Below are 26,995 nucleotides of genomic sequence, written 5' to 3'. Positions count from 1 at the left end.
CTGGATATGCGGGCGGCCTTGTCGCGGCACCCTGTCGTCTTGATCGTAATTGTCGCCTCGGAACGCTCAGCCCCTGAGAGCGGGCATCACCTTCTCCGAAAGCAGACGCAGGGTCTGGTTGCCCAGCTTCAAGCGCTCTTCGGTGAGCGGGCCGGTCGTAGTCCCGCACAGGACATTGCCGATGCCAAGCTCACGGTAGGGCAGCAGATGTTCGGCTACCGTTTCCGGTGATCCGTAAAGGCACCAGGTCCCGATCCAGTCCTCGGTCAATGCGTTGGGCGTGCGATCGGTCTTCCTGTTGGCGTCGTCGCTTTCGGCGCGGGCGTTGAATTCGGCCTCGCGCTCGACCGCTTCCTGATAGCTGCGCAGGATCACTTCCAGTTCCTCGCGCGCCTGATCGTCGGTCTCGGCGACATGGACGACCTGGTAGGTATGCGTCGTCCAGTCGAGTGCGGACGCGATCACCTCCTCGCTGTGACCGGCTTCGAGCAGGAAGCCCTTGTAGATGTCGAACCACTTCTTGACGTGGACGAATGGCTCGGTGCCACCGATCTTGGGCGGAGTGAAGGCCGGAATGAAGGCGGGCCAGCCGTTCTCTGCCGCGCGCCGCGCGCTGGCCTCCTTCATCGCCACGGGCATGAGCCGCGCGTGGCCGGGCGTGTATGCCGCGGGCGTGATACGCTGGAGGACGCGGCCGTTGTACGGTCCGTTCTCGATCACCACGGCAGGGTCTTCCATGCGCTTGGCCCAGAGCTGCTCGGCGATCGCAAGATTGTTCTCCGCGATGGCACCGGCATCCCTGTAGTCCACGGCAAAGCCGATCATCTCTTCCGGCGTAGTGCCCGAACCGACGCCGACGAGCAGCTTGCCGTCGGTCAGCTGGTCGAGGACATTGATCCGCTCGGCAAATCGCACCGGATGGTGCAGCGGCACCGAGACGACCGAAAAGCCGAAATGCATGTGCGGCATCTGCGCGGCGAGATAGCCCGCAAAGATGAAGCTGTCGCTGGCCACCGGCATGTAGCCGTTGAAGTGGTGGTCGGGAAGGAAGATGGCATCGTAGCCAAGCGAGGCGGCAAGTTTCGCGTGCCCCTCGAGATCCTTCATCAGCTTGCGGTCCTGGTCGGGACCGAGCGAACGGGCGTTCAGGAAGACGGAAAAGCGCATGTACCCTCCCAAGGGAATCATCGCGACAGAGATATGCCGCTAAATTAGAATTGACGTTCTTATTTTGATAATGTGTTTATTGCCGTCATGTCAACACGCTCCAAATCCCGCACCTCGGAAAAAAAACTCGCTGTCGAGACGCTCAGCCGCACCCCGCAACAGGGGCGCAGCAAAGCCTCGTTCGAGCGGATGCTGGTCGCCGCCGAAAAACTGATGCTCGAACGCGGGAGCGAGGAATTCACGCTTCAGGACGTGAGCCAGAGCGGCAACGTCTCGATCGGCTCGATTTACCTGCGCTTCAAGAGCAAGGAGAACCTCGTCCGCGCGGTGATCGCCAATCACCTCGAACGTATGGCCGCGGACGAGGATGCGATGATGGCGGCGGTCAAGGCCAAGGCGACCTCGCTCGACACCTTCGTACCGCGCTACGTGCAGGCCTTTGCAGAAGTGCTGCGCGAACACGCGCCGCTGCTGCGCCTGAGCATGCAGCGCGCCTCTTTCGACCCGCTGGTGTCCGAGCCGGGCAAGCAGAGCGCGAACCGCGCCGCTGCGATGGGCATCGCCGCCATGCTCGAATATCGCGAGACGTTCGGCGGAGACGACCATGAACTGAAGGCCTATGCCGCCTACCAGATCATCTTCGCCACGCTCGCCCGCCAGTTGAGCCTCGGCTCCACCACCGAGTCCGCCTATTCTCACGACTGGGGGCAATTGGACACCGAACTCGGGCGGATGTGCCTTGCCTATTTGAAAGCGTCTGTCTGACGGCAGGCGCCCGGTTTTCCGGCCGTCCGTCTCCGACAGACGATGGAATAGAGGGGCGCGGCAGAGATGCCGCGCCCCTTCAGTTTGCCGCAAGGCCGCAAGGAGGAGAAGGCGCGGCCCTGCGACGAAGACTTTCCAAGCGTCAGAAGTTGACGCTGGCACGCACGCCGTAAGTGCGCGGCGGCTGGAACTGATAGTTGTTGGTGTGTGAGACGAAGTTCTGCTGAGCATAGGCCAGCACGTTCTTGTCGAAGATGTTCCTCACGAACGCGATCACCTTCCAGCCACCGCGATCCGGTTCGTAACCGAGCGAGGCATTGGCGATGACGAAGTTGTCGGTCGAGATATCGTCGAGGTTGAAGGCCGAGAAATAGTACTTCGACGAATACTTTGCATCGGCATGTGCCGTGATCTTGCCAGAACCGATGGCAATATCCTGGTCGAACGAACCGGTCAGCGTGAACGATGGCGCATTGGGCAGCCGGTTGCCGCTGATGTCCTGCGGATTGCCGTCTCCGTCGTTGACGACGATGTCGTTTCCGAACTTCGTATGCAGGTAGGCCGCATTCACACCTATGCGTGTGCCCTCGCCCAGCAAAGCCTTGACCTCGGCCTCGGCACCGAAGATCTTGGCCGAACCGACGTTGAAAATGCCACTTCCCTGCAGCACATCCGAAGTCTGCGACGCCTGGTAGCCCCGGTACTTCGAATAGAACACGTCACCGTTGATCTGTAGGGTATTGCCCAGCAGCGAGTTCTTGGTACCGATCTCGAAGGCATCCAGCTGTTCGGGATCGTAGGGCACCGATGCAGAACTGCCGTTCGAGTTGAACCCGCCCGACTTGTAGCCGCGATCGTACTTGGCATAGATCAGGGTGTTCGGCATCGGACGATAGTTCAGGCCGGCATGCCAGGTAGGCTGGCTGTCGCTCAGATGTCCGTCGCCGGGGGTGGTGAGACGCAGCGCCGGGGCGAAGGGACTGGCAAGCGCGGGCAGGAACAACAGGGCCTCGCCGGTACGATCCTTCTTGTCCCAGGTGTATCGGCCACCGAGGCTGATCTCCAACTGGTCGGTCAGATCGTAATCGATCTGTGCAAAGACTGCCTGCGAGCGTGTACGGATCTTGTAGTCGAACTTGATGCCATACTGGTCTGGCTGTGCCAGAGCCTCTAGCGGACCGCCCGGCGCAAACAGGCCGGTCATGTCGAGATTGAACAGCCCGGAATCGACCGTGTTGTTCTCGGTAAAGCGGAAGTAACCCGCCTGGAAAAACAGTTTGGAACTGCTGTCGTTGCTCACCCGAAATTCATGGTTCCAGGTCTTTGGGCGTTCGTTCTGGCGGAACTGGCGATTGGCCGGATACTCGGGGCCGGTCGCATCCAGAACATTGACCCAGTTCTGGCTGTCGTAGCCGCCAGCATAGATGAAGTTCAGGTTGTTGTCGGTCGAATAGGCGAGCTCCCAGCGAATGCGGTCGCCCTCCAGCGTGGTCTTCTGCGAAGCACTGCCCGGGAATGCGCCCAGATCGCCGAAGCTGGGCTTCGGTCCACCCAGAGTGCCGCGCAGGATCGCATCGCCGTTCACCGTGCGGGAATCATGCTGATACGAAACCCAGGCTGAAAGGCCGCCGGAGTTGTAAAGCGCCTGGATACGGCCCGACGCAAAGTCCTCGTCGTCGCCGCTTCTGGTAGGGCCGTCGATCTTGCGATAGCCGTTATGGCTGAGATAAGTGCCCGAGGCGCGGATCGCGAAAGTATCGCTGACGGCAAGGTTGGCGCCCATTTCACCGTTGAAGGTTCCGAAGTTGGCGGCCTCGACCGAAGCGTAGCCTCCATTTTCGAACTTCGGCCGGTTGGTAATGATGCTGACCAAACCACCCGTCGAGTTGCGGCCATTCAAAGTGCCCTGCGGCCCCTTGAGAACCTCTATGCGCGCAAGGTCGTACATCGAGGAATTCAGCGAGAACGAACGGTTGGTGTAGAAGCCGTCGCGGGCGACAGGCACCGAGGGGTCGCCGATCTCGGTCACGTCGGTTGAGGCGATGCCGCGCACGGCGACATAGGCCGCCCCTGCCGACGGCGAGATGTTGACGCTGGGATCGATCGCCGCGAGGTCTCGCACCGATGCGATGCCCGCATCGCGCAGCGCGTCTCCAGAATAGACGTTGAGCGCCGTCGGCGTGTCCTGCGCGCTGGAAGCAGTGCGGTTGGCGGTGACGATGATGTCACCCAGACCGGACTGATCCTGCGATTCGCCGCCCGCATTCTGTGCCATGGCCGTAGCTGGCAGTGCGAATGCGGATACGGAAACAAGCAGGAAATTCAGCTTCATAGACTCCTCCCCAATTGTACCGGCCGTCCTTGTGGACAGCCTTTATAAAACCAGAATGCCTATTCTAATTATGAAAAGCAAGATCGATCGTCAAGCGGAACGCAGTCAGATCCGGAACGATGCTGGCTACCCTCGAATCCAAGTCGCTCAAAAAGCGCATGGACGCCCTTTCCGGCGCCCAGAGAATCCCAGTTCGATATCGAGAGGCACCGCGCCCTCAGCTTCTTTGAAAAGCCGGAATGCTCGACCCCGGCCAGCGATCGGGGCCTCTTGAACTTTGCCGGGCTTGCCTGCCTGAGAAAATTAGATCATTCATTCCAATTAACAGCATCGCGCAGCAAATGCTGACGAAAACATCAGGAGAGAATGCATGATCGACCGCCGCACCATGCTGGCCGCTGCGACTACAGCAGCCGCTGCTGCAGTTTCGCCAGCGTTCGCCCGCCCGCGCTATCCGGTCGACTCCCGGTTTCCGGATGACTTCCTGTGGGGGGCGGCAACCGCTGCTCATCAAGTCGAAGGCAACAACGTCAACAGCGATGTGTGGGCCATGGAACATGCCAGCCCGACGGTCTATTCCGAACCTTCCGGAGATGCCGCCAACAGCTTCGCGCTCTGGCCGGTAGACCTGGACCTGGTGAAGGGACTCGGCCTCAATACCTACCGCTTCAGTCTGGAATGGGCGCGGATCGAACCAGCAAAGGGCGAGTTTTCGCCGGCTATGCTCGATCACTACAAGGCGATGATTGACGGCTGCCACGAACGCGGCCTCAATCCGATGGTCACGTTCAACCACTTCACCACCCCAGCCTGGTTCGCCGCTCAAGGCGGCTGGTCCAATTCCGAGGCCCCTGCCCTCTTTGCCCGCTACTGCGAGCGCGCAGCGCGCCATCTCGCTGCTGGAATCAGCCACGCCACCACACTGAACGAGCCCAACCTCAGCGGCCTGCTCGACGTGGTCCTTCCGGGCGACATCGGCCCGCGTCTATTGGGGGCGGACAAGGCTATGCAGGAAGCCGCCGCGCGCGAACATGGCGTCGCCCGCTTCCTGGCCGGCAACCCGCTCTTTGTTGCCGATCCGCTTGTGGTTCAGGCCAACTTGCTGGCTGGTCACAAGGCAGGACGCGATGCGATCAAAGCCGTACGCGGAGATCTGCCGGTGGGCGTGAGCCTTGCTATCATCGACGACCAGGCCACGGGCCGGAACAGCTTGCGCGACGCCATGCGCGCGAAGCTCTATCAGCCTTGGCTGGAAGCGGCGCGCGGCGACGATTTTGTCGGCGTCCAGAATTACGAACGCACCGTCTGGAACGACAAGGGCCGACTTCCCGCTCCCAACGGCGCTGAGACAAACGATGCAGGATCGGAAGTTTACCCTGCCTCTCTTGCTGGAGCGGTCCGCTATGCCCATGCGGTAAGCGGGGTGCCGGTAATCGTTACAGAACACGGCATCAATTCCGCCGACGACGACAAGCGCGCCCGCCTGATTCCGGCCGCATTGGCCGAACTGAAGCGCGCCATGGTGGAAGACAAAGTACCTGTGCTGGGTTACATGCACTGGTCGCTGGTGGACAATTTCGAATGGGTTTTCGGATACAAGCCACAGTTCGGTTTGCACGCGCTTGATCGCACGACCTTCAAACGAACCGCCAAGCCGAGCGCAGCCGTACTGGGCAACATTGCACGGCGGAACTCGCTTTAACATACTGCGGGGACAGACGCGAAAACGGTCGTCATTTCCGATTAGATGTCAAAGACTTGCGCCAATACAAACAGTAGAATGCAGCTGACCGTCTTCGCAGACCGTTAGAGACAAGGCGCTTCGAGGATGATGGACGCGGTTAGGGTAAAGATCGATGACCTTCTCGATACCGAGGCGCTGGAGCGAGTTCTCAGCCGCGCTGCGAATGAATTCCGGGCGATTGTCGAGGCTCCAGTCGTCGGCCTCTCAGGCGTCCGCGCATAGCCGAACTTGGTGGCGATCACCGCCCGGTCCCGGTTCGCCTGGATGAAGGGCGCCAGGAAACATGGCCAAGGGCCTGCTGAGGCCCGAGCGCAGCGCACGGAAAGGCGGAGCCAATCCCTATCAGGTGTTCAGCGCGGACGACGTGACCGCTGCCCAGATGATCCGGCTGCAGCAGCCGCTCGGCTACTCGCTCTCGGAGATCGGCGCGCTCGCCGAGGAATACCGCCGAGGTGCCGGCTCGCCGGAGCGGACCGGGGAAGTCTTGCGCAATCAGATCGTCAGGCTTGAGGAACGCCAGTGCGAACTCGATGCCGCGCTGGCGTTCCTCAAGGGCAAGCTGGAATGGGTGGAAGCAGGCCAGCCCGGCACAGCTCCCCAACCCAACGCCTACTTCTGCTGATCTCCGCCGGCGGAAGCGAGGCGCTTGAGCTCCGCCATGCCTTCGTCGACCGAAACCACCGGGGCATATCCAAGATCGCGCTTGGCCTTGGTGATGTCTAGCGTCACCTCGACCGCCATCGTCGCCAGATCCTGCCGGGTGACCGGAGGCTTGATCCGGCCTCCGGAAAGCCGTGCCGCGAACTCACCCACGCGGGCTACGGTGCCGACCAGCCAGGATGGCACCGCCTTTTCGGGTGGAGCGATCCCCTGCGTTTCCAGCAAGCGGGAGACAAAGCTGCGGAACGTCGAGGGTTCGCCGTCGGTGATGAAGTACGCCTCGCCTGCACGGCCCTTCAGCAGCGCCAGTTCGATGCCATGGCAGGCATTGGCAACATGCGTGGCTGACGTCAGGTATTCGCCGCCGTTGATCCACGCCAGCTGCCCCGAGCGCGCCGCTTGCGTCAGGATCGGCAAGGCGGTGGTGTCGTCGCGCCCCCAAACGAAGCGCGGCCGCACGATGACAGCCTCGAAGCCATTGCCGCTCTTCGCGCGTACGATACGCTCCGCCTCGGCCTTGGTCCGCGAGTAGGCGCCGGGAAAGCACGCCGGCATCGCCCGGTTCTCATCGACGTTGACCAGCGCCCGGCCGTCCAGAAGAACCGATTCCGTACTGACGTGCACCGCCCGCCGCACACCTGCCTGCCGGGCCATGGCAAATATGGCGCGGGTTCCTTCGACATTGACCTGGACATGCTCGGGCGTCTCGGGACCATGGCCCGTATGGGCCGCAGCATGGACCAGCGAACGACACCCTTTTATGGCCTCGGCCACGGCCGGGCTGGAGAGCTGCGCGACAATGGGCCTTGCGCCGAGCGCGCAGACCAGATCGGCGGACTTCTGCGAGCGAACGAGGGCGACGACCTCGAAGCCCTTGGCGACGAAATGGCGGATCAGGTTCCGCCCGAGATAGCCGCTGCCCCCGGTCACAAAGAGCGGAGACAGCAGTTCCGGATCGGAGGCGCGATCGCCTCCGATGGCTTGGTAGTCGTTCATGGGATTTTATGCCTTGTAGGTTACGGGCAAAGGCCCGGCACGATCAGCCCGGAGGGCCGGATGCGAGCCAGCGGATATCGTCGAGCAGCGCTTCGCGCTCTTCGTCGGACCATTGGTGGTAATCGAGGGTTTCGAGCAACTTGAGACCTTCGAGCGCGAGATAGGCGAGCATCGGTCCTCTCGCCGGCCCCGCTTCCTCGCGAATGCGGTCGATCACGGCGGTCTGGTTCTTCTGGATGGCAGCGCGTAGCGAGCGGTCCTGGGCCAGTGCCGCGCAAATGTTCAGCGCGACCGCGCGAAACTCGTCGGGAAACGGCTGGCTCGCTGCGGATATCCGGCCCTTCAGCGTCGCGTTGTCGCTGCCTGCAAAGGGTTCTGCGGCGGCCTGGTTGAAGGCATTGTCGCGCACGACCGCACGTTCGACCATCGCCTCGATCAGGGCCTGCTTGGTGCCGTAGTCATAGACCACGCTGCCCTTGCTGATCCCGGCCTCCTGAGCGACCCCATCCAGCGTAAGGCGCGCTGCGCCTACCCTGGCAACGACGACTTCGGCCGCATCGAGAATGCGGTTCTGATCGATACTCTTCTTGCGCCCCATCGATGCCATCCATTTATATCTGACCAGATGGATATAAATTTGTGATGCGGGATCGTCAAGTCTCCAGCCTCTCAACCGGTGGGGCGAAACCGCGCATTCAGCCCCCGCTCAAGAGAGTCCACGCTAGCGAACAACCGCATGGTGATTGCCGCTAAGAAGAGACCCCGGGGCCTATGGTCGCGACCTGTCGATAGCGCCCTCCGCCAACGGAACAGCCATTCGCCGATCCGGTTCGACCACCTCAAAGTTGTCGTACGTTTTTGGCCTCGAATGCGATCCCGGTTTTTCCTTCGATTACGCTCTCAGCGATCGATAGAACTTCCGTGCGGCCATCCGCGCGAAGATAGCGAACTGCCGTGTCTTGCAGGTCAACAGCCGTAATCGAACGCAGACGATCGGTCGCTCCCTCGAACCGGGAGGTGCGTTCCGGCTCCGATTGCGACCGCGCGACAAGGCGCATCCAGCTGCCATTGCTTTTGAGCGCGTTGGCAAGCCGCTGCAGCATGGGTTCACGGGCCCGCTGCAGGGTGTCGGCATCGACGGGACCGGCGCGCAATCCGGCAACGACCTCCTCGATCGCGTTGCGGACCGCTGGGATATCGACGGCATCGATCGACGCGTTGACCTGGAAATATCCGTACCCCTTCCAGACATGCGAGGTGAAGCTGGCCGACCCGGGCGAATAGGCCTTGCCCAGCTTTTCGCGCAGTTGATCGGTCAGCCGGATATTCATGACTTCATGGAGCAGTTCGAGCCGTGCCACTTCGAGAAGATCGGTATCGTCGCGAGTGGGCCAGAGCACTCGCAGGATCGCCTGGTTCGCCGGCCCCCTGTGACGGACCACGTGACTGGCAGCGGCTTTCGGGAAAATGCGCGGCGGCTGTCCGTCATGCGTGCCAAAGGCCGCCTCGCGCTGGGGGAGTGCGCCAAAAGTGCGCGCAACCAGTGCAATCGCGGGGTCCTCGTCAACGTCACCGACAAGGCCGATCTCGATCGCGCCGTGAGCAAGGCGATCGCCGATATCGGCCTTGAGGCGGCTAAAAGAGAGGCTGCGATAGTCGTCGGGCGATCCCAGCGAGAAACGCGGATCGCCGCTGCTGGTGATGTTGCCAAACTGAGCCTGCAATGCCGATCTGGGGGTCGCATCGATCTGGGCGAAGCGGTTGTCGATCGACTGGCGATAGCCGACCTCACCCTCGGGCCGATAGCCTGGGTCGGTAATAAGCGCGGCCAACAGCTGCAATTGCAGTTCCAGATCGCGCGGGATGGTGACGCCCCCGGCATCGAAGGAATCCTCCCCGCTGCCCAGCCCCATGCCGACACTGCGCCCGGCAAGGATGGACCGCAATTCGTCGGCACTGTGCCGACCAAGGCCGCCTCCTGCGAGGCTGGATACAAGCTGGGTCGCGCGCGGATTTTCCCGTGTATTCAATCTACTACCGCCGTCGAGCGCGAGGCTGAAACGGATGCGCCCCTTTTCAAGCCCGGTCTTGCGCAAGTTGACCATGACCCCGTTGGCAAAACGAACCTGGCGGATGCCCAGATCCGATCGCTTGTCACTGACGACCTGCCCCGCCGGACCGAACGTGGTGTAGGCAAAAGGCCGTGGCTTCGCCTCGCCGCCTTTGCCGATCTTCGACTGCTGGACCGAGGCCCATGCGGCCCGCAGTGCGCCCTCGCCGCCTTCAGGCGCCTTTCGCCCGGTGAAGCGGATCAGCGGCTGTTCCAGCGGGACGGCCTCGCGAAGCATCGCCTGCAAGACATCCTCGGGTGTGATCCGGGGCGCCAGTTCCTCAATGCGCTCCAGCGCGGATTGCGGCGTTGAAGGCACGACCCGGCCGTCCACCAAGCCAAGTGCCAGTTGGGCCAGCCCCTTGTTGCTGCGGGTCTCTGCCGAGGCGGCGGCATTCTGCGCCCCGGTCAGCAGCCGCGCGACCTGCTCCGCCACCTCGGCCTCAGTGAAGCCATGTTCCAGCGCGCGCCGGTATTCGAGACCGGCCGCGTTCATGCCCGCCCGCCACGCGCCGTCGACGGTGCTGATGCCAAGCACCGTCGCGCGCGCCGTTTCGAACAGATCGCCGGTTCCGAAACTGGCGCTGCGGAAGGGAGGCTTGGTACCGTTGGCAAGCCGGCTCAGGCGCCGGTTGACGATGGCATATCCTACCGCGCGCAGAATGGCCTGCTCCCGGTTTTCCAGCGTGTCCGCCTCATCGATATAGGCGCCGTTACGCTGGATCGTCACATGTTCGGACAAGGCCGGTGCCGTGTAGATACGCACGCGGTCGGCATCGGCGGGATCGATTGGCCCCGCACCGGGCTGGGCTTCGGCAGGGCGTGATTGCCAATCACCGAAGAGGCGCGCGATGTCCGCCTCCACCGCATCGACATCGATATCGCCCACAACGATGAGCGTCGCATGTGCGGGCACATATTCGCGTTCATAGAAGGCACGAAGCGACGCGGCCGTCGCGGCCTCCAGCGTCTCGGTCGTGCCGATCGGCAGACGCTGCGTGTAGAGCGAACCGGGATAGAAGAAATCCATTCCATCCAGGGTGCTGCGGAATGCGGGTGAATCGCGGTCGCGCATTTCCGCCAGCACGACCCCGCGTTCACGCGCCACGGCATCCTGCGCGATCGTGAGATTGCCGGCCGTTTCCCGCATCAGCATCAGGGCAGTACCGAGAAGCGCGGGATCCGCGCGCGGCAGGTCCAGCTTGTAGAGCGTGCGATTGAAATTGGTCGAAGCGTTGGTGTCCGACCCGAACGCCAGCCCCGCCCGCTCCAGCAAGGGCACCATCTGGCCTTCCGGGACATTGCGCGATCCGTTGAAGGCCATGTGTTCGAGGAAATGCGCAAAACCACGCTCGCCGGGTGCTTCATCCAGCGAGCCGACATTCATGTCCATGCGCACGACCACCGTACCCGCCGGCGTGCCATTGCGGCGCAGCACATAGCGCATGCCATTGGCGAGGCGGCCGACGCGGAAGCCCGCATCCATGGGAACATCGCTGCTTTCGAACGCCCATGAGGTATCGTCGATAGGGGCGGGCTCAACTGCCGCGAGGGGGCTGGCGGCAAGAAGGAATGCGATGGGAATAAGCGAGGTTTTCATGGTCTGGCACGAGGCTCCGTTGGAGAGGCTGCAAGCCTGGAGCGGGACAACGGTCATGGGTCCGTTGCCCGCTCATCGGCGTGATGGCTGAAAGGGTTTCGGCTGGCGCCGATCGGCGCGAACGACGGTGTTCAGGTTGAGGGGCGATAGGTCATGGGTACGAGGAAATGGAGCTGCGCGGCGCTCAGCTCTTTCGGCGGACGGGGATAGGGGACCGCGCCGCGGATCTGCTCCAGCGCCAACCCGTCAAGCGCGGCAACGCCGCTGCTCTTGACGATGAGGATATCGATGACCTCACCCGCTCCCGTGAGGTTGAAACGCACGAGCACCCGGCCGCGAATGCCTGCCTGAGCGAGACGGGAGGGGAATTCCTTCTTCCTCAGGATATGACGGAAAACCTTGACGGCGTAGCTGTTGCTACCCGTGCTGGATCTTGCCGGAGCGGACGTCTCCGATGCCGCGGAGGCAGCGTCAGGACGGCAGTCATCGGATGCCGCGACCGATGCCTGCGGCGATGCTGCCGCCGAAGCCGCATTCGGGCTCTCCGCACCCTGCTTTCCCCCGCCCTCGGAAAGCTGGACCGGCCTTGGCAGCGGCAGCTGCGAAACCACAGGGCGTAATGACGGCAACGAGAGGGACGGCGCCTGCGATGCAACCGGCTCGGCCACGCTCTCCGCCTCGCGCGCCGGCGTCTCCTGCTTTGGTTGCGGTTCGCTGGCTTCGTCCGGCGCGGCGGCAACCGACACGGTGGTCAAGTGCGCGCCACCCACAGGGCCTTGCATTCCCGCTTCAGGCGCGTGCCACACTGCCAGCAGCAGGAGCACGGCGGCGGCATGAACGGATATCGCAAGACATGCCGATGTGATCCGGGAACTCATCGGGCCCGAACCTCGCCAATTTGCCACTGGCGCGCGGTCAAGCCCGTCGCTGTAGTCGACAAGTTCATAGTCACAGGACCTTGAGGAAAGCCACGAGCGCGTCGCGCTCCTCGCGCGTAAGCTTGAGCGGCGTCAGCAAAGGATCGTGGAGGGGGGCGGGCACGTCGGCCTTGCCCTTGGCCCGATCCTTGCCCCCTCCGGCATTGTAGAGCGACACCACATCTTCAAGGCTCGGAAACAGGCCATTGTGCATGTAAGGCGCGGTCCGGCTCAGTCCGAGCAATGATGCGGTGCGAAAGCGGCCCACATCGGCCGGGTCGCCGGTCACTTCATAACGCCCGAGGTCTTCGCGAGGACGCCCGTAGAAGCTGATGCCGAGATTGTGGAACTGCCCGTCGCTCAGCGTCGGTCCGCTATGGCAGGCCGCGCAGCCCGCCTTGGTGCGGAACAGGTGCAGGCCTTCGAGTTCCTGATCGGTCAACACCGAAACGCCCCGTTCCATGACCCGACTCCAGCGCGAGCGCGGCGGCCGCAAGGTCCGCTCGAACGCCGCGACCGCGGTGGCCGCGTCCTGCAATGTCACCCGGCGATGGCCGCCAAGCGCGCGAAAGGCCGTGCGGTAATCCTTGTCCCGATTGATGCGCGCCTCAATCAGACGGGCCGTGCCCGCCATTTCCTTGCCATCGAGCATGGGGCCGATCGCCTGATCCTCCAGGGTCGCGGCGCGCCCGTCCCAGAACAAAGGGCCCATCCAGGCGGCGGCATAAAGCGACTGGGCATTACGGCGCCCGCGCTGCCGGTCATGCCCGAATGCGGTGCGCAAGCCGTCCCCCATTCCCAGTTCCGGGCTGTGACACGATGCGCAGGCGATCTGTCCGGAGCGTGACAGCGCGGGATCGTCGAACAGGCGCTTGCCGATATCCGCCAGCGCCTTTTCGCGTGGCATGGGTTCGGGCAGCCGGGGGAGAGCGCCGAACTCGGTGAAACGCGCCCCCTCCCCCAGCCGGGGGCGCGGCCATGTGGCTGGCGCGCCCGCATAAAGCGCGCGCAATGCTCCTGCCTGCGGATCGCCGCCATCGATTGCCTGCTGCGCACGCCCCACGACACTCCCCGCGATCGCCAGGATCGCGAGCGTCATCACAAGGCGCGGCAGGTTAGGAAAACGGAACATCGAAAGGATCAGAACCGGTAGTTGAGACCAACCCAGAACGAGCGTCCATACTGGTAGGGCTGCGATGTCGCGGTGCTGTTCGGCGAAGGAATCCGGTCGAACAGGTTCGCCACGCGCACATCGGCGGTCAGCACGCCGTAGCTGGAACGGACGAGTTCGGCCTGCGCGTTGAGGTTCACGTCGATGGAACGCGGATACTTCACATAGTCGTAGACGTCGTAGCTGGTGCCATCGATCGCCTCATTGGCGCCGGTATCCTCGATACGCTTGAACTTGTCGGTATAGCGCAAGTTGACGTTGGTGGTAATCCGATCGTCCAGCCAGAGCGCGGTCCAGGTCATGTTGGCCATGAACGGCACCGCCATGTCAGGACGCTGGTTGAGCGCGATGAGCTCTGAATAGCTCAGAACCTTGCCCTGGAACGATACCATCAAGTTCGCAAGGTCATCGTCCACGTTCACCATGTAATCGTCGTTGGAGGAGGTAGTCTTTGAGAAGTTGGTATTGAAGGCGACCGAATGCTTGCCGAAGCTGCGGACCCATTCAACCGAAGCGCCCCGGTACTTGCTGTAACCGTCGTTGGCGACGACGTACTGCGTATAAGTCGAAATCTTTCCGTTATCGAGCGTCTTGGTCACCTTCTCACCGGCAGAGCGGGTAAACTCGTCATGCCCTTCGCGGTAAATGCCCTTGATCCGCAGGTTGCCGCCAAGAATGCGCGCCGACAGCGCGGCTGAAAGTTCGTCCGAATAGGGCGTCTTCTTCTTGCCATCCGAATAGCTGGTCGAATGGCTGGTGGAGGACAAATACCAGTCTGCGTCGGAATACGTGGTGAGCCCTCCGCTCGTGACACCCTTGCGCATATAGACATAGTTGTCCGGGTACTGCTCACGCAGGGCATACCCCAGCATGGAACGCCCATAATAGCGGTTCGCGCCAAGGGTGACGCTCCAGCCGTCCCACGGCAGCGCGTAAGTGGCCGAAAAACGCGGCGATACGTTGTGGTTGCCCAGGAAGCTCTCGTAATCGTAGCGCAGTCCCCCGCGCAGCATGAAATTCCCGATCTCGGCAGTGTACTCGGCCCAGCCGGCCACGCTGTCGAGGTTCACGCGGGCGCGGTAGGCCTGATAGAGCGAAGAGGTCGTCAGCGCGTATTCGCCGGTGGTGCAGGTCAGGCTGTCCGGCTGCGCGCAGACAATGGTGGCGGCCGCGGACTGGGCCGTCGTCCCCCGGTAGGAATAGTTGTCCTCAAGGCGGCTGCGCATCGCCTCGATCCGCTGGTAATCGAAACCGGCAGAAAGACGGCCCGGCCCAAGGCGCATCGACCAGCGCCCGGTCAGCGCATAATTGTTCTGCCACTGCCGGATATCGCCGAAGCTGCCGATCACGCAGTTGGTCGAGGTCGAGCATCCCCTGCCCGCTTCGGTCCACGAGGAGATGGTATATAGGGTTCCGGGTGCGTCGCGGCTGGTGTCGCTGTGCGAGAAACTGGCGGAGAGCGACCAGTTAGTTTCGCCTGACTTCGCCAGTTCAAGCCGGCTGGTCACGCCCCCGCCGTGCGAGACCATCTGTGAATCGATGGAGTTGTCGACCTCGGCTTCGCTCTCGTAAGGCGTGTAGGAGAACTGCCCGGTCAATTTCAGGTCGCCGGCAAGGTCCGCGTCTGCCTTGGCGAGGAAATTTTCGCTGGTGCTGGACTGGCCGTAAGGCTTGCTGCCGTAGGCTGCCGTCTTGGTATAGGTCACCCGCGATTGCGAACGGTTGTAGCCGAGCAACAAACCGACGGCGCTGCTGATGGGAAGATCTACAGTCGCACCGTAGCGCCACTTTTCGAACGAGGGTTTTGCCGGAAGCTCCCCGTCCAGCTTTTCGCGCGATCCATCGGAAATCTTGAAGTTGGTCAGGGCGTCGGCACTGTAGGACACCGAGCTTGAAAAACCGAACTCGCGCTTCGGGGCACGGGTCTTGATATCCAGCGCGCCGCCGGTGAAGCGGCCATATTCAGCCGAGACATTGGAATCCCTTAGCGTCACCTCGCCGATCAGGTTGGTATCTACCCAGAGCGCCTGCGCGGATGCGCCTGTCGGTTCGGCATAGTCAGCTGTCTTGTTCTCCGTGATATCGACCCGCGCATTGGCATCGATGCCGTCAAGGGTGATGAGGTTTTCATAAAAGCGCCCGCCCGAGATCGAGATATCGGAAGGGCGGATATCCTGGATATCCTCGCGCGTGGCCATGTTTTCGTCGCGGCGGAACTGAACGGTCGGCAACGCCTTCAGAAGCTGGTTGGCATCGCCCGAACCCGGCGCGCGGACGCGGATTTCCTTTTCGGTGATGCGCGTGGTGCCGGCTTGCGCTCCGGTGCCCATGACATAGCTTTCATCGGCACGGTCGCCGTCAGCCACGACTTCAGGGAGTGCCTGCGCGCTGGCTTCATTCGTCACCACCGCCTTCTGGCCACCGCCCGCCGAGAACGAGGCGACCAGCACGTTGCCCCTCGCGGCCTGAGCAACGGGCTCCAGCGCCACGGTGCGATCGTCGATCCAACGCCAGGCGAGGCCGGTTCCCGACAGCATGATCCCGAGCGCTTCCGACGTCTCGAAATCCCCGGTGACCGCCGCCGCGGTCCGGTCCGAAACAAGTCCGCCTTCGGCGGTAATCTGGATGCCCGACTGGCGGTTGAACTGCGCGATAGCGCGTAGCAGCGGTTGCGAGGGAATATCGAAACGGCGCACCGCATTGCTCTGGGTCACGGCGGGGGCGGCAGTCGCCGTCATGGCCATTGCCGAGGTTGCCAGGAGCGCGGCAGCCATCACGGCCCGCTTCATTCCCCTGTTGCTCACTGCCCCACGCATCGATCTAATCTCCTGAAAAACGAATTTGATGCTATTGCGATGCAATTGCACAAATCGGTTGGTCAGAGTGAGACGACCGCCACGCCCGATTTTCCAAAAAAAATTTCAGGCCACGAAACAAATTTCCGCAAAAAGCCCAGAAAACGCCGATTTTCAGGAGATCAAGATTATCCAAGGCGTAATGCGCTGCACCTTGCCGCCCCCGCGCGCGACCATCGCCGCCAGCGCGCTTTCAGGTTCACGGGCATTGAAGACACCATCGATGCGGCTGCCCCCAAGCGCACGGTTCAAGAGCACGATGCGCCCCCCAAACCACGGCCGCAGTTCGTCGATCACTTCTGCAACCGGCCGATTGCGGGCAATGATCGCCCCGCCCTGCCACGCGCCAAGCAGCGCCGGATCATCCTCACCAGCCTCAACCCTGTGCGCCTCGTCAACCCGAACCCATTGGCCGGGAGACAGGTCCCGGGCAGTTCCCTCAGTCGTCACCCGCACGCGCCCACGTTTCAGGGAAACCGCGGTCGCACCGCCGACGCGCCGGACATCGAAGCTGGTTCCCAGCACGGTCGTCCGCACGTCACCGGCGATGACGCGAAAGGGCACTGCGGGATTGTGCTCGACATCGAACCAGGCCTCACCCGCCAACAGCCGAACCGAACGTGCCTTGTCACTATAATTGACGGCAAGCGCGCTGCCCGGCCCCAATTTCACGGTGCTGCCGTCCGCCAGTGTCACGCTGCGAAGTTCACCGGGCCCCGTCACATAGTCAGACTGCAGGTGCAGCACGGCGGCAGGCGCGAACCAAAGCGCAAGCGCCGCTGCGACTGCACCCACGACAGGTCGGCCGGGCCGAATGGCTGCTAAACGGCCGGAGTTGCGCTGTCGCCATCGCGGCACACGCAAGGGCGCTATGGCCACCTCCCGCCACTGACCATCAAGTTCCGGCCCGACTTCGGAGATTGTCTCGAAGCTCTCGGAAATGGCAACCCATGCGCAGGCATGCACGGGATCGTCATCGAGCCAGGTCTCGAACCGCCCCTGGAGCGAGGCGCTCTCCGGTTCCTCACGCAGAAGAATGAGCCAATCGGCCGCCTGCTGTTCGGCGGTGCGCGGGCTATCATTCACAGGCGATCTCAATTCCGCGTCGGACAACAGCTTCAGCCGTCCGATGTGCTTCACAAAAGAGCGGCGCGCAAACCTCATGAGAGCAAGACGCTTCAGTGTATCGATTTTCCAGAGAAAAGTTTCTCATGAAAAATTCCCCCGGCCGATACCGCACCTTGTGGTGCAGGCCGCGAGGCCGTCTGCGATCAACACGTGGGCAAGTGACACGGAAATTCCCAGATGATCCGCGATTTCGCGCAACTTGTAGTCGGCAAACCGATACATCTCGATCGCTACGCGCTGGCGCTCCGGCAAGCTGCGAAGCACACACATCACACACGCGAGATCGCGCCGGACGAAAGCTGTCTTTTCGGGATTCGCCTGCCCGTCGACCGCGGAACGGGCCGCGCTTTCCAAATCGCCGCCCATCAAACGGGACTCACGGACACGTTGCCGCAGCGTGTCGATAGCGAGGTTTCGGACGGTCGTACGCAAATAGCCGAGAGGCTCGCGCACATCATTTTCCTCACCACGCCGTGACAGCGTCAACCAGGCTTCTTGAACGATGTCCTCGGCCTGTTCGCGATTGCCGACGACCTTCGAAGCATAGTCAACGAGCGCTGAACGATGCGCCATGTAGGCACGCATCGTCGGCGGTTCGACTTCAGGGGCTGGCGATTTGCGACTCTTCAACGGGCATCCTTTCGTGCCCGCTGATACCGGAACGATCGAAGGCCGGCCATTATTGCGATTCATTCGCAGGCGCAACAGTGAAAGGCAAACATCATTCAAGATGCCTGAAAGTCAGTTCAAACTAATGTCGCTTTTCCGGCACCGGAACACGCTAACGGAGCCGGCGGGTGTGGCGGCATCCAACCTAGAACATTTGCTCATAGCGCGTCTTACCCGGGAGAAAGGCTGCACATCGCAGGGATGCCGGCCGCGCTTGGAAAGCTCTGAGATGCTCCCGCTTTTCTGGACAGGATAGCAAACTAATCCCCGACCTGATGGATTGGTACGGGAATGAAGGCGACGGTGGCGCACCGCTTCCCGCGCCGATCATGCGGGATCTGCGCATCTACATTCGATGTGATGAGGGAGAAGCGGTCGATGCCTGCTGGTCCGCCGTATACCTTGCGGTCGATGGACTCATAGCATCATGGGAAGCGCCCCTACCCCCTCTTAGAATTTGCCCGTCAACGTTACGCGAAAGCTGCGCGGCGCGCCCGGCGTGGTCCAGACATTCGTATAGCTGCTGGTAATATAGTAAGTGTCGAAGAGATTATCGACGTCGAACCGCGCCCCAAACCGATCATTGATTTCGTACGACAGGTCGGCCCGGGCGATCGTGTAGCGCGGAAGAATGTAGCCCGACGCATATGGGTCGCCATTCCGTTCTCCCACGTAGCTCACGCCTGCACCGACAGCGAGACGGCCCAGGCGCTGGTTGGCATAAATGGCCGCCAGGTCATTGGGCACATTGCTGAGCCGGGTGCCGATGAGAGCGGCATTATTGTCATTCTCGACCGTAGCCTTGAGGTGCGTATAAGTAGCGCTGACGAAGAGCCCGCTGGGAAGATTGAGCGTAAGTTCCGTCTCGACACCGCGCGAGCGCTGCCGCCCAATCTGGGTCTTGATAAACGGATCGGTGGCATTGGGATTGAGAACGTTGCGTTTGTTCATATCGAACAGCGCGACTTGCCCGGAGAGCCTGCCTCCGAACAGCCTGTACTTGGCACCGATCTCGGCGGAATCACTTTTTTCCGCATCGAACGTGCTGACGCCATCCGACGGGTTGAGCCGAAGCGATTCACCCCAGCTCGAATAAAGCGACAAACCGTCCAGCAATTGCCATGTCAGGGCCGCGCGCGGCGTAAAGCCGCGATTCTCCGTTTGCAGCAAGGCATCGCTTCGCAGATGGTTCGTCAGGGTTTCGCGGAAGCTGTTCCAACGCCCGCCAAGCAACAATGTAAACTGCCCCAGCTCGATCAGGTCCTGGGCGTAAATGCTCTCGCTGCGGAAGGAATCATGCCAGTTCTGAAGGGGGGCGAACGAACTGCTGGTCTTCCCGTAGACCGGATTGAACGCATCGATGGTCAGGATCGGAGCTGCCGCCGTGCCTCGGGCTTGCGTCATCAGCTTGTCCAGGCCGTGCCGCACGCGATCAAAGCCGATGCGCACATCATGGGAAAGGCCGAGGAAGTCGAATTTGGAAACCAGTTCAACCCGTGCCGAAAGATCGTTCCAGGAAAAATCGTGGTAGCGGCGCATACGACCGATGGTGCGACCGTCCGCCTGCAACCCCCTCGCGCCGAAATCGGCGATCGTTCCATAGCCGCGCAGGCTGCCGATACGATGCGATAGCCCCACTTCGAGAGACAGGTTCTCTGCAAGCGAAGCGAACATGCTTCCCTGTTGCCAGAAGATCTTCTGGTTCATACGGCCGTCACCAGGCTCACCCAGGAATGTATCGCGATCCATGGCACGCGCGTCACCGCCGATCGCGACCACGCCCCGGTCCATGTGCGCGCGATTGCGCATATATTCGGCCTGATAAAGAAACCGGAGCTTGTCGCTTGGCGTGAAAGCGATGGACGGAGCAATCAGCTCACGGTTGCTGTGAACGTAATTGCGAAAACTGTCCTTGTCTTCGACGACGCCGATCAGACGCACCGCAAGCATGTCGTTGATCGGACCTCCGATATCTCCCGTCGCGCGGAAGGCATTCCAACTCCCGTAACTCAAGCTGGCGTTTGCCTGAAATTCCTCGGGCGGTGCCTTGGTGACAATGTTGAGCGAGCCGCCGGGCTCCCCTCGCCCTGATAGTGCCGCGGCGGCTCCCTTCAGGAATTCGAAACGCTCGACCGTCGCGACATCGATCGGAGGTGTGAAACCCAAGTTGCTGGCGAAGCGATTGATCAGAATATCCGGACCGCCGTTCTCATCACCCGCGAAACCGCGGATGGAATACTTGTCCCAAAGTCCGCCAAAATCGTTCTGACGCGCCACCCCGCCGGCCAGATCGAGCGCCGCGTCCAATCGCGTTGCGCCGATTTTTTCGAGCATTGCGGAATCGATGACGCTGATACTTTGCGGATAGCGGAGAACGGTAACGTCGCTGCCGGTGATGCTCGCATTCGCATCGCGAGAACCCGTGACAACGATATCCGCGTCGTCATTGCCCTGGGTCTGCGCAAAGGCCGATGGTCCCAGTGTCAAGGCAGACATGATTATGGCAAACGATGATGCTCGGTACTGGTTCATGGATCCCTCGAAGGCAAGGTAGCTGCGCGGATACCCGCCCCGCAATGCTAATGCGAGCTAGTCGCACATGCGCAGCTGCCGTTAACAATGGTTGGAGAATTGTCCAGCCGCTAATGCCTGCATTGGGAAAGTGTAATCTTCGTCCCTTTGCGAAGGCTTCCCGGCATGACGCCGGGACGCCGCGCCGCTCAGGTCTTCGCCGCCTGAGCGGCAAGCTCGTCGGTCGGTCTGTCCTTCGGCAGGGTCAATCGGACCAGAATAGGCATCGCCAGCAGTACCACGCATAGCCTGGCCTGGCCCACCAAGTGCGAGCACCGCCATCGTAAGCGGCATGTACCCGTCATTATCGACGATATCCTGAGGAAAGGCTTGGTACCAGCCATCACCCGTCCGGATGGCCTCTCGTGACCTGTACGCCGTAGCATAGACGTTTCGGTCGAGCGCCCTGAAACGCTTCATCGGATGTCGCGGCCGTCACGATCGCGCTGGGCGAAGCCGCCAGGGCCGAGCCTGCTGCCATTGCGGGGCTCGCCGAAAGTACCAGGAGTGCAATTCGCAAAGTGAAGTTCCGGATCATGTTGTGCTGCTCCCTGAGCCTGAATGGCTGCGGCGTCGGTGGGATTCGAATAGCGCAGAGCACAATGCGCGCGCTGCCAGCCGCATGGCCATCAACCTCGTCCATGCGGCTGCCTAGCTCATTCCTGGGTATGAGTTGCTTGCGGCTAGCGCCCGCCGCCGGATGACGGCAGGCGGGTGCTTGTGAACCACGGGAAACCCGATCAGATCTGAACCTGACCGCCATCGACGAAGAGTTCGACGCCGTTGACGAAGCTGGCCTCTTCCGAACTGAGGAACAGCACGGCCTTGGCGATTTCCGCGGGCTGGCCGATGCGTCCGGCCGGGATCAGCCCTGCAAGATAGGCCTTGGTGTTCTCGGCATCCTCGCCGCCGCCGAACAGTTCATCGACACCCGGCGTATCGGTGACGCCGGGGCTTACCGCGTTGACGCGGATGCGGCGTTCCTTGAGGTCGAGGATCCAGTTGCGCGCGAAGTTGCGCACCGCTGCCTTGCTGGCGCTATAGACGCTCAGCGCAGGCGTGCCCGAAATGCTGACGGTCGAGGCGGTCAGAACCACCGAGGCCCCGTCGCGCAGCAAAGGCAGCGCCTTCTGCACCGTGAACAGCACGCCCTTCACATTGGTGTCGAAAGTCCTTTCGTAGTGTTCCTCGGTGATCGCGCCGAGCGGTGCGAATTCGCCGCCTCCGGCATTGGCGAAGAGCACGTCGATGGCAGCATGCTGCTGCTGGACCGCGTCGTAAAGGCGGTCGACATCGCCCAGCTTGCTCATGTCCGCGCGCACGCCGGTAACTTTGCCACCGATCGCCTTGACTGCTGCGTCAAGGGCTTCCTGCCGCCGTCCGGTGATGAACACCGAGGCGCCTTCCTCGGCGAAGGCCTTTGCCGTCGCCAGACCGATTCCCGTCGTGCCGCCCGTGACCACGACAATCTTGTTTGCGAACTTGTCAGCCATGTCATTCTCCATTCTGCTTTCGGCGGGAACCGTTTCCCTGCCGCTGAAGAACAAATGCATCCGGAACGATCTTGGCTGTAGATGGCAAAATCGCTACCCATCGTTCCACTAGAAGAACGATGGGTAACCTGCATGGCCGACTTCAACGATTACGCCTATTTCGCCGAAGTCGTGAAACATGGCGGCTTCGCGCCTGCCGGGCGCGCCTTGCGCACACCGAAATCGAAGCTGAGCCGCCGGATCGCGGCGCTGGAGGAGCGCCTTGGCACCCGTCTGATCGAGCGATCCTCGCGCCGCTTCCGCGTCACCGAAGTCGGCGAGGCCTTTTACGCGCGCTGCCGCGCCATGCTGGAGGAGGCAGAGCAAGCCGAGGCGCTCGTCGCCCAGGTGCAGGCCGAACCGCAAGGCAGGATCCGCTTCAGCTGTCCGCGCGGCATGGTCGAAGTGCTATCCCCCCATATTCCTGTATTCCTTGCGCGCTACCCCAAAGTCTCGTTGCAACTCGTCGCCACCGACCGCCCGGTCGACCTCATAGCCGAGCGCATCGATGTCGCCCTGCGTGTGCGCGTTACGCTCGATACCGACGCTTCGCTGACGATGCGCACGCTCGGTCAATCGCGGCGAATACTGGTCGCAGGTCCGGCGCTGGCAGCGGGCCTGCGCGACGATGCAATAGCCGGGCTTGCTACTCTGCCCACGCTGGGGTCGAGCGACGAGATCGGCGAAATCACATGGCATCTCTCCGGCCTCGACGGTTCGACCGTCGACCACCGTCACGAACCGCGCATGACCTGCGAGGACTTCGCTGCTTTGCGCGAGGCCGCCATGGCGAACCTGGGGGTCGCATTATTGCCCGACCATTCCTGCCGAGACGATCTCGCCGCGGGCAGGCTGGTGCGCCTATTGCCCGAGTGGGGCGGCCAGCGCGGCATCGTCCATCTCGTCTTCACCACGCGGCGCGGCCTCCCGCCCGCCGTGCGCGCCTTCATCGACCATCTCGCAGCGACATTCCGCGCATTGGATGCCGCAAGCTGAGGAGTTTTCGTCTCCGCAGATATTCCGCAGAGATCATGCCGGCCATACGAAGGGATGGTTTCGAATGGCGCGCCCTTCTGATGGAATCCCTTCCGAGCGAGCATAGACGGCTGACTCATCATTCAACTTCATAGAACCTCCGATGCGATTTTATCCCGCTTTTCCGAATGAGGGATCTCCGCCAGAAATCTCTTCAACGGGCGGCGAACAACGGCCCCACCCCATCTGCCTGATCACACCCACATGAAGGAATTCCCGCATGGCATATGTAACCACCAAGGACGGCGTCGAAATCTTCTTCAAGGACTGGGGCCCGAAGGATGCCCAGCCGATCGTCTTCCACCACGGCTGGCCGCTCTCGTCGGACGACTGGGATGCGCAGATGCTGTTCTTTCTTTCCAAGGGTTACCGCGTCGTCGCCCATGATCGCCGGGGCCATGGCCGCTCGGAACAGGTGAGCGACGGTCACGACATGGACCACTACGCCGCCGATGCCGCAGCCGTGATGGAACACCTCGACCTCAAGAACGCCGTCCACATCGGCCACTCGACCGGCGGCGGTGAAGTCGCGGCCTATGTCGCCCGCTACGGCATTCCGCAGGGCCGCGTCGCCAAGGCCGTGCTGGTCAGCGCCGTACCGCCGATCATGCTCAAGACCGAACGCTATCCGGGCGGCCTGCCGATCGAAGTGTTCGACGGCCTGCGCGCCGGACTTGCCGCCAACCGCTCGCAGTTCTTCCGCGATGTCGCCGCAGGGCCTTTCTACGGCTTCAACCGTGAAGGCGCCGATGTGAAACCCGCCGTGATCGACAACTGGTGGCGTCAGGGCATGACCGGCAGCGCCAAGGCCCACTACGACGGCATCAAGGCCTTCTCGGAAACCGACCAGACCGACGATCTGAAGGCGATCACCGTCCCCACCCTCGTGCTCCACGGCGATGACGATCAGGTCGTGCCCTACAAGAACGCCGGTGTCCTCCAGGCCGAGATTCTGCCGAACGCCACGCTCAAGATCTACGAGGGCTTCTCGCACGGCATGCTCACCGTCAACGCCGATACCATCAATCCCGACCTGCTCGCCTTCGTGCAGGGTTGAGCAATGAGCGCCGGGGCCTCTGGCCGCATGCCCCGGCGCCGCATTTGGCAGTCTGACGTCAGATCCACCGATGCCGGGATAGTCTCGTCGGCGATGCCGATGCCCGCTACAGTCCCGGTATGAATGATACGATGCCTATGCTGACGACGCTGGAACATCTGCGCATTTTCGTTGCCGTCGCCGAACGTGAGCACGTGACGAAGGCTGCGGGAGCTCTTCACGTCACCCAATCGGCCGCCAGCGGCGCCATCGCCATGATCGAGGCACGTCACGACATCAAGCTGTTCAACCGCGTTGGACGCCGGATCGAATTGACCGAAGCCGGCCGCGTGTTCCTGACGGAAGCGCGCGCCGTATTGGCACGGGCAGCCGATGCCGAAAGAACCCTGGCTGAATTTCAGGGCCTCCAGCGCGGTTCGCTGCGCCTCGTGGCCAGCCAGACGATTGCCAGCTATTGGCTCCCGCCCATTCTGGCCCACTTCCACACCAGATACCCGAAAGTTGACGTGTCCATTGCGCTCGCCAACACCGAAAGCGCTGCCGACACCGTTCTTTCAGGAGCGGCCGAACTGGGCTTCATCGAGGGGGAAATGGATGATCCCGCACTCGCGCACTGGCAGGTCGCAACGGACGCGATGGTGTTGGTAAGTCGGCATGGCGAAACTCCTCCAGTGACGCCAGCAACACTGCGGGAAGCGCACTGGATCATGCGCGAGAGAGGCTCGGGCACGCGGTCCACATTCGAGCAGGCGATGCGCGGAATGGAAATTGATCCGGACCTGCTCGACATCGCCCTCACTCTGCCCTCCAACGAAGCCGTCCTGGCCGCAGTCCGCGAAGGCGTGGGCTGCGCGGCCTTATCCCAGCGCGTCGTCGAGGCCGCAGTGGCAGCCCGGATGGTGCAAATTCTGCCGATTTCACTACCGGAACGCCCATTTTACGCCATTCGGCAAATCGAACGCTACCAAAGCCGGGCCGCGGATGCGTTTCTGGAAACCATCAAGCTGGCGACCGAACCGGGCGCCTGAAAATCAATCTCCTACCGAGATTGGAACCATACAAATTCACCGTTAGAACCCAATGCGCCGAGGGCTCATCTGCCTCTCCATAAAGGAGATGCTCAATGTTGCCCCTGACACTTCCCCTGCCTCAGCCCTCCGGTTCGACCGCGTTGGCCCGTGTAGCGCCAGGACTCGGCTTGTGCCTCGCAGTGACCGGGGCTGCGTATGCGCTACAGGCCATCGAATTGCATCTTTTAGGCCGCGCATGGCTCGAAGCGCTGGTTCTGGCGATCCTGACGGGGACCCTGGTACGATCTGTCTGGACACCTTCGCACCACTGGCACCCGGGGATCGGTTTCTGTGCCAAATTCTTGCTTGAAGTGGCCGTCGTATTGCTCGGCGCCTCGGTCAGCGCAGCGACTATTCTGGCGGCGGGTCCGTGGATGCTGCTCGGCATTGCCAGCGTCGTGATCCTGGCCATTGCGATCAGCTATGGCATCGGTCGCAGTCTACGACTCCCTCAACGAATGGCACTGCTGATCGCCTGCGGCAATTCCATTTGCGGCAACTCCGCAATCGCGGCCGTAGCACCTGTGATCGGCGCAGAGGGAGAGGATGTAGCGGCATCGATCGGATTTACAGCAGTGCTGGGCGTTGCCGTCGTACTCGGCCTGCCGCTGCTCGCCGCAGTGCTCCAACTCACGCCGCTCCAATCGGGTGCACTCGCCGGATTAACGGTCTACGCGGTGCCGCAAGTCCTGGCCGCCGCAGCGCCGATGGGACATGTCGCAGTGCAGATCGGCACGCTGGTCAAGCTGGTGCGCGTGCTGATGCTGGGGCCGGTCTGCCTGCTGCTATCGCTGCTCGCGCCGCGGCTGCGAGAAGAAGCGGACGAGGTCGAACCCGGTGTCACCACCGGCAACCGCCCTGCTCTCGGCCATCTACCTGTCCATCACCTCGTGCCGTGGTTCATTCTCGGTTTCCTTGCGCTGATCACGCTGCGTTCGCTGGACCTGGTGCCGCATGCACTGTTGGCTCCCGCTGAAACTCTTGCGAGCACGTTGACGGTTGTTTCCATGGCCGCGCTCGGCCTTGGAGTCGATGTTCGCTCAGTCGCCGGGGCCGGTATCCGGGTCACCGCTACGGTTGTCCTGTCTCTCGCCGGGCTGACCTTCATCAGCGCCGCGTTGATCGGTTTTCTCCATCTCGCCTGAGTTAGGCATTCGGGCGTGACGGAATCCGGTTGTTCCCTCATGCCGCGCATGTTTAGGAGAATGCAGTCAGTCACCCTTGAAGCCGGAAAGATGCAGCGATGATCCATGTACTGGTGGTCGACGATCACCCCGTCGTTTGCGAGGGCCCGAGAACCATCTCGCCAGCCAGGCCGGAAAGCCAAGGCAGATCGGATATGCCCTGCGTGAAGGAACCCGCGTCAGGATGGAAGCACCCGCGTCTGGTCGGGATTCGACCGTCAGGCTGGCCCCGATACTTCCCACACGCTTCTGCATCCCGATGAGACCATAGCCGGATTCGACATCCCTGCGACTGTCAAAACCCGAACCGTTGTCGGCCACGACTACCTCCAGAGCGCGCGCACCGAACCTCACCTCGACCGTGACGGTCTGCGCGCGGGCATGGCACGCCGCATTGAACAGCGCTCCGCCACGATCTCGCGCACTTCGCGG

20 protein-coding genes are annotated in these 26,995 nt (G+C 62.1%); 7 read left to right on the top strand and 13 right to left on the bottom strand.

The window, feature by feature from the left end:
• Window positions 1-66: 66 nt before the first annotated feature.
• On the bottom strand, window positions 67-1,167 hold the full coding sequence (locus AC4D6D_RS19700) for an LLM class flavin-dependent oxidoreductase (protein ID WP_491328706.1): 1,101 nt from the start codon (window positions 1,165-1,167) through the stop codon (window positions 67-69).
• Between the two features lie 87 nt (window positions 1,168-1,254).
• Here AC4D6D_RS19700 and AC4D6D_RS19695 point away from each other — a divergent pair, with 87 nt between their 5' ends.
• Window positions 1,255-1,932: a TetR/AcrR family transcriptional regulator gene (locus tag AC4D6D_RS19695; protein ID WP_491328705.1), complete on the top strand. Its 678-nt coding sequence runs from the start codon at window positions 1,255-1,257 to the stop codon at window positions 1,930-1,932.
• Window positions 1,933-2,074: 142 nt separating this feature from the next.
• On the opposite strand, the gene AC4D6D_RS19690 is transcribed toward AC4D6D_RS19695, so the two are convergent.
• Window positions 2,075-4,207: a TonB-dependent receptor gene (locus AC4D6D_RS19690; RefSeq protein ID WP_491328704.1), complete on the bottom strand. Its 2,133-nt coding sequence runs from the start codon at window positions 4,205-4,207 to the stop codon at window positions 2,075-2,077.
• Window positions 4,208-4,634: 427 nt separating this feature from the next.
• Between AC4D6D_RS19690 and AC4D6D_RS19685 the strand changes: the two genes are divergently transcribed.
• A complete protein-coding gene (locus tag AC4D6D_RS19685; RefSeq protein WP_491328703.1) occupies window positions 4,635-5,966 on the top strand; it encodes a family 1 glycosylhydrolase in 1,332 nt (443 codons plus the stop codon).
• A 325-nt stretch (window positions 5,967-6,291) separates the two neighbouring features.
• Window positions 6,292-6,630, top strand: coding sequence for a MerR family transcriptional regulator (locus AC4D6D_RS19680; protein WP_491328702.1), 339 nt, complete (start codon window positions 6,292-6,294; stop codon window positions 6,628-6,630).
• Here the strand turns inward: AC4D6D_RS19680 and AC4D6D_RS19675 are convergent.
• From AC4D6D_RS19675 to AC4D6D_RS19630, 10 genes are all read right to left on the bottom strand, one after another.
• Window positions 6,618-7,664 (bottom strand): NAD-dependent epimerase/dehydratase family protein, encoded by a 1,047-nt coding sequence (locus AC4D6D_RS19675; RefSeq protein ID WP_491328701.1) that lies wholly within the window; start codon window positions 7,662-7,664, stop codon window positions 6,618-6,620. The two genes, AC4D6D_RS19680 and AC4D6D_RS19675, sit on opposite strands and share 13 nt — an antisense overlap.
• A 43-nt stretch (window positions 7,665-7,707) precedes the next feature.
• The gene (locus tag AC4D6D_RS19670) at window positions 7,708-8,262 is read right to left on the bottom strand and encodes a TetR/AcrR family transcriptional regulator (RefSeq protein ID WP_491328700.1); all 555 of its coding nucleotides are present in this window, start codon (window positions 8,260-8,262) and stop codon (window positions 7,708-7,710) included.
• A gap of 241 nt (window positions 8,263-8,503) precedes the next feature.
• Window positions 8,504-11,374 (bottom strand): M16 family metallopeptidase, encoded by a 2,871-nt coding sequence (locus AC4D6D_RS19665; protein ID WP_491328699.1) that lies wholly within the window; start codon window positions 11,372-11,374, stop codon window positions 8,504-8,506.
• Window positions 11,375-11,505: 131 nt separating this feature from the next.
• Complete coding sequence (locus tag AC4D6D_RS19660) at window positions 11,506-12,198, bottom strand: energy transducer TonB family protein (RefSeq protein ID WP_491328698.1); 693 nt, start codon at window positions 12,196-12,198, stop codon at window positions 11,506-11,508.
• A gap of 124 nt (window positions 12,199-12,322) precedes the next feature.
• Window positions 12,323-13,423, bottom strand: a complete 1,101-nt coding sequence (locus AC4D6D_RS19655) for a cytochrome-c peroxidase (protein ID WP_491328697.1) — start codon at window positions 13,421-13,423, stop codon at window positions 12,323-12,325.
• A gap of 8 nt (window positions 13,424-13,431) precedes the next feature.
• On the bottom strand, window positions 13,432-16,266 hold the full coding sequence (locus tag AC4D6D_RS19650) for an energy transducer TonB (protein ID WP_491328696.1): 2,835 nt from the start codon (window positions 16,264-16,266) through the stop codon (window positions 13,432-13,434).
• Window positions 16,267-16,431: 165 nt separating this feature from the next.
• Complete coding sequence (locus tag AC4D6D_RS19645; RefSeq protein WP_491328695.1) at window positions 16,432-17,457, bottom strand: FecR family protein; 1,026 nt, start codon at window positions 17,455-17,457, stop codon at window positions 16,432-16,434.
• Between the two features lie 69 nt (window positions 17,458-17,526).
• The gene (locus AC4D6D_RS19640) at window positions 17,527-18,138 is read right to left on the bottom strand and encodes a sigma-70 family RNA polymerase sigma factor (RefSeq protein ID WP_491328694.1); all 612 of its coding nucleotides are present in this window, start codon (window positions 18,136-18,138) and stop codon (window positions 17,527-17,529) included.
• A 426-nt stretch (window positions 18,139-18,564) separates the two neighbouring features.
• Window positions 18,565-20,646 (bottom strand): TonB-dependent siderophore receptor, encoded by a 2,082-nt coding sequence (locus tag AC4D6D_RS19635; RefSeq protein ID WP_491328693.1) that lies wholly within the window; start codon window positions 20,644-20,646, stop codon window positions 18,565-18,567.
• Between the two features lie 779 nt (window positions 20,647-21,425).
• Window positions 21,426-22,178, bottom strand: coding sequence for an SDR family NAD(P)-dependent oxidoreductase (locus tag AC4D6D_RS19630; protein ID WP_491328692.1), 753 nt, complete (start codon window positions 22,176-22,178; stop codon window positions 21,426-21,428).
• Window positions 22,179-22,310: 132 nt separating this feature from the next.
• On the opposite strand from AC4D6D_RS19630, the gene AC4D6D_RS19625 reads away from it, so the two are divergent.
• The 4 genes from AC4D6D_RS19625 (at window position 22,311) to AC4D6D_RS19610 (ending at window position 26,524) form a co-directional block, all read left to right on the top strand.
• Entirely contained in the window at window positions 22,311-23,213 is a 903-nt protein-coding gene (locus AC4D6D_RS19625) for a LysR substrate-binding domain-containing protein (RefSeq protein WP_491328691.1), read from the top strand.
• A 259-nt stretch (window positions 23,214-23,472) separates the two neighbouring features.
• On the top strand, window positions 23,473-24,309 hold the full coding sequence (locus AC4D6D_RS19620; RefSeq protein ID WP_491327992.1) for an alpha/beta fold hydrolase: 837 nt from the start codon (window positions 23,473-23,475) through the stop codon (window positions 24,307-24,309).
• A gap of 137 nt (window positions 24,310-24,446) precedes the next feature.
• Complete coding sequence (locus tag AC4D6D_RS19615; protein ID WP_491328690.1) at window positions 24,447-25,337, top strand: LysR substrate-binding domain-containing protein; 891 nt, start codon at window positions 24,447-24,449, stop codon at window positions 25,335-25,337.
• 95 nt (window positions 25,338-25,432) lie between these two features.
• Window positions 25,433-26,524: a YeiH family protein gene (locus AC4D6D_RS19610; protein WP_491328689.1), complete on the top strand. Its 1,092-nt coding sequence runs from the start codon at window positions 25,433-25,435 to the stop codon at window positions 26,522-26,524.
• A 66-nt stretch (window positions 26,525-26,590) separates the two neighbouring features.
• Here the strand turns inward: AC4D6D_RS19610 and AC4D6D_RS19605 are convergent, their stop codons facing one another.
• On the bottom strand, window positions 26,591-26,965 hold the full coding sequence (locus tag AC4D6D_RS19605; protein WP_491328777.1) for a sensor histidine kinase: 375 nt from the start codon (window positions 26,963-26,965) through the stop codon (window positions 26,591-26,593).
• Between the last annotated feature and the right edge of the window lie 30 nt (window positions 26,966-26,995).

The organism is Novosphingobium sp. BF6 (genome assembly GCF_058273105.1).
This window is presented reverse-complemented; position numbering and strand designations above follow the sequence as displayed.

Bases quoted from the DNA above. Each gene is read 5' to 3' on its own strand.
- AC4D6D_RS19700 (WP_491328706.1), bottom strand. From the start codon at position 1,167: ATGCGCTTTTCCGTCTTCCTGAACGCCCGTTCGCTCGGTCCCGACCAG.
- AC4D6D_RS19695 (WP_491328705.1), top strand. From the start codon at position 1,255: ATGTCAACACGCTCCAAATCCCGCACCTCGGAAAAAAAACTCGCTGTC.
- AC4D6D_RS19690 (WP_491328704.1), bottom strand. From the start codon at position 4,207: ATGGCACAGAATGCGGGCGGCGAATCGCAGGATCAGTCCGGTCTGGGT.
- AC4D6D_RS19685 (WP_491328703.1), top strand. From the start codon at position 4,635: ATGATCGACCGCCGCACCATGCTGGCCGCTGCGACTACAGCAGCCGCT.
- AC4D6D_RS19680 (WP_491328702.1), top strand. From the start codon at position 6,292: ATGGCCAAGGGCCTGCTGAGGCCCGAGCGCAGCGCACGGAAAGGCGGA.
- AC4D6D_RS19675 (WP_491328701.1), bottom strand. From the start codon at position 7,664: ATGAACGACTACCAAGCCATCGGAGGCGATCGCGCCTCCGATCCGGAA.
- AC4D6D_RS19670 (WP_491328700.1), bottom strand. From the start codon at position 8,262: ATGGGGCGCAAGAAGAGTATCGATCAGAACCGCATTCTCGATGCGGCC.
- AC4D6D_RS19665 (WP_491328699.1), bottom strand. From the start codon at position 11,374: ATGAAAACCTCGCTTATTCCCATCGCATTCCTTCTTGCCGCCAGCCCC.
- AC4D6D_RS19655 (WP_491328697.1), bottom strand. From the start codon at position 13,423: ATGTTCCGTTTTCCTAACCTGCCGCGCCTTGTGATGACGCTCGCGATC.
- AC4D6D_RS19640 (WP_491328694.1), bottom strand. From the start codon at position 18,138: ATGAATCGCAATAATGGCCGGCCTTCGATCGTTCCGGTATCAGCGGGC.
- AC4D6D_RS19635 (WP_491328693.1), bottom strand. From the start codon at position 20,646: ATGAACCAGTACCGAGCATCATCGTTTGCCATAATCATGTCTGCCTTG.
- AC4D6D_RS19630 (WP_491328692.1), bottom strand. From the start codon at position 22,178: ATGGCTGACAAGTTCGCAAACAAGATTGTCGTGGTCACGGGCGGCACG.
- AC4D6D_RS19625 (WP_491328691.1), top strand. From the start codon at position 22,311: ATGGCCGACTTCAACGATTACGCCTATTTCGCCGAAGTCGTGAAACAT.
- AC4D6D_RS19620 (WP_491327992.1), top strand. From the start codon at position 23,473: ATGGCATATGTAACCACCAAGGACGGCGTCGAAATCTTCTTCAAGGAC.
- AC4D6D_RS19615 (WP_491328690.1), top strand. From the start codon at position 24,447: ATGCTGACGACGCTGGAACATCTGCGCATTTTCGTTGCCGTCGCCGAA.
- AC4D6D_RS19610 (WP_491328689.1), top strand. From the start codon at position 25,433: ATGTTGCCCCTGACACTTCCCCTGCCTCAGCCCTCCGGTTCGACCGCG.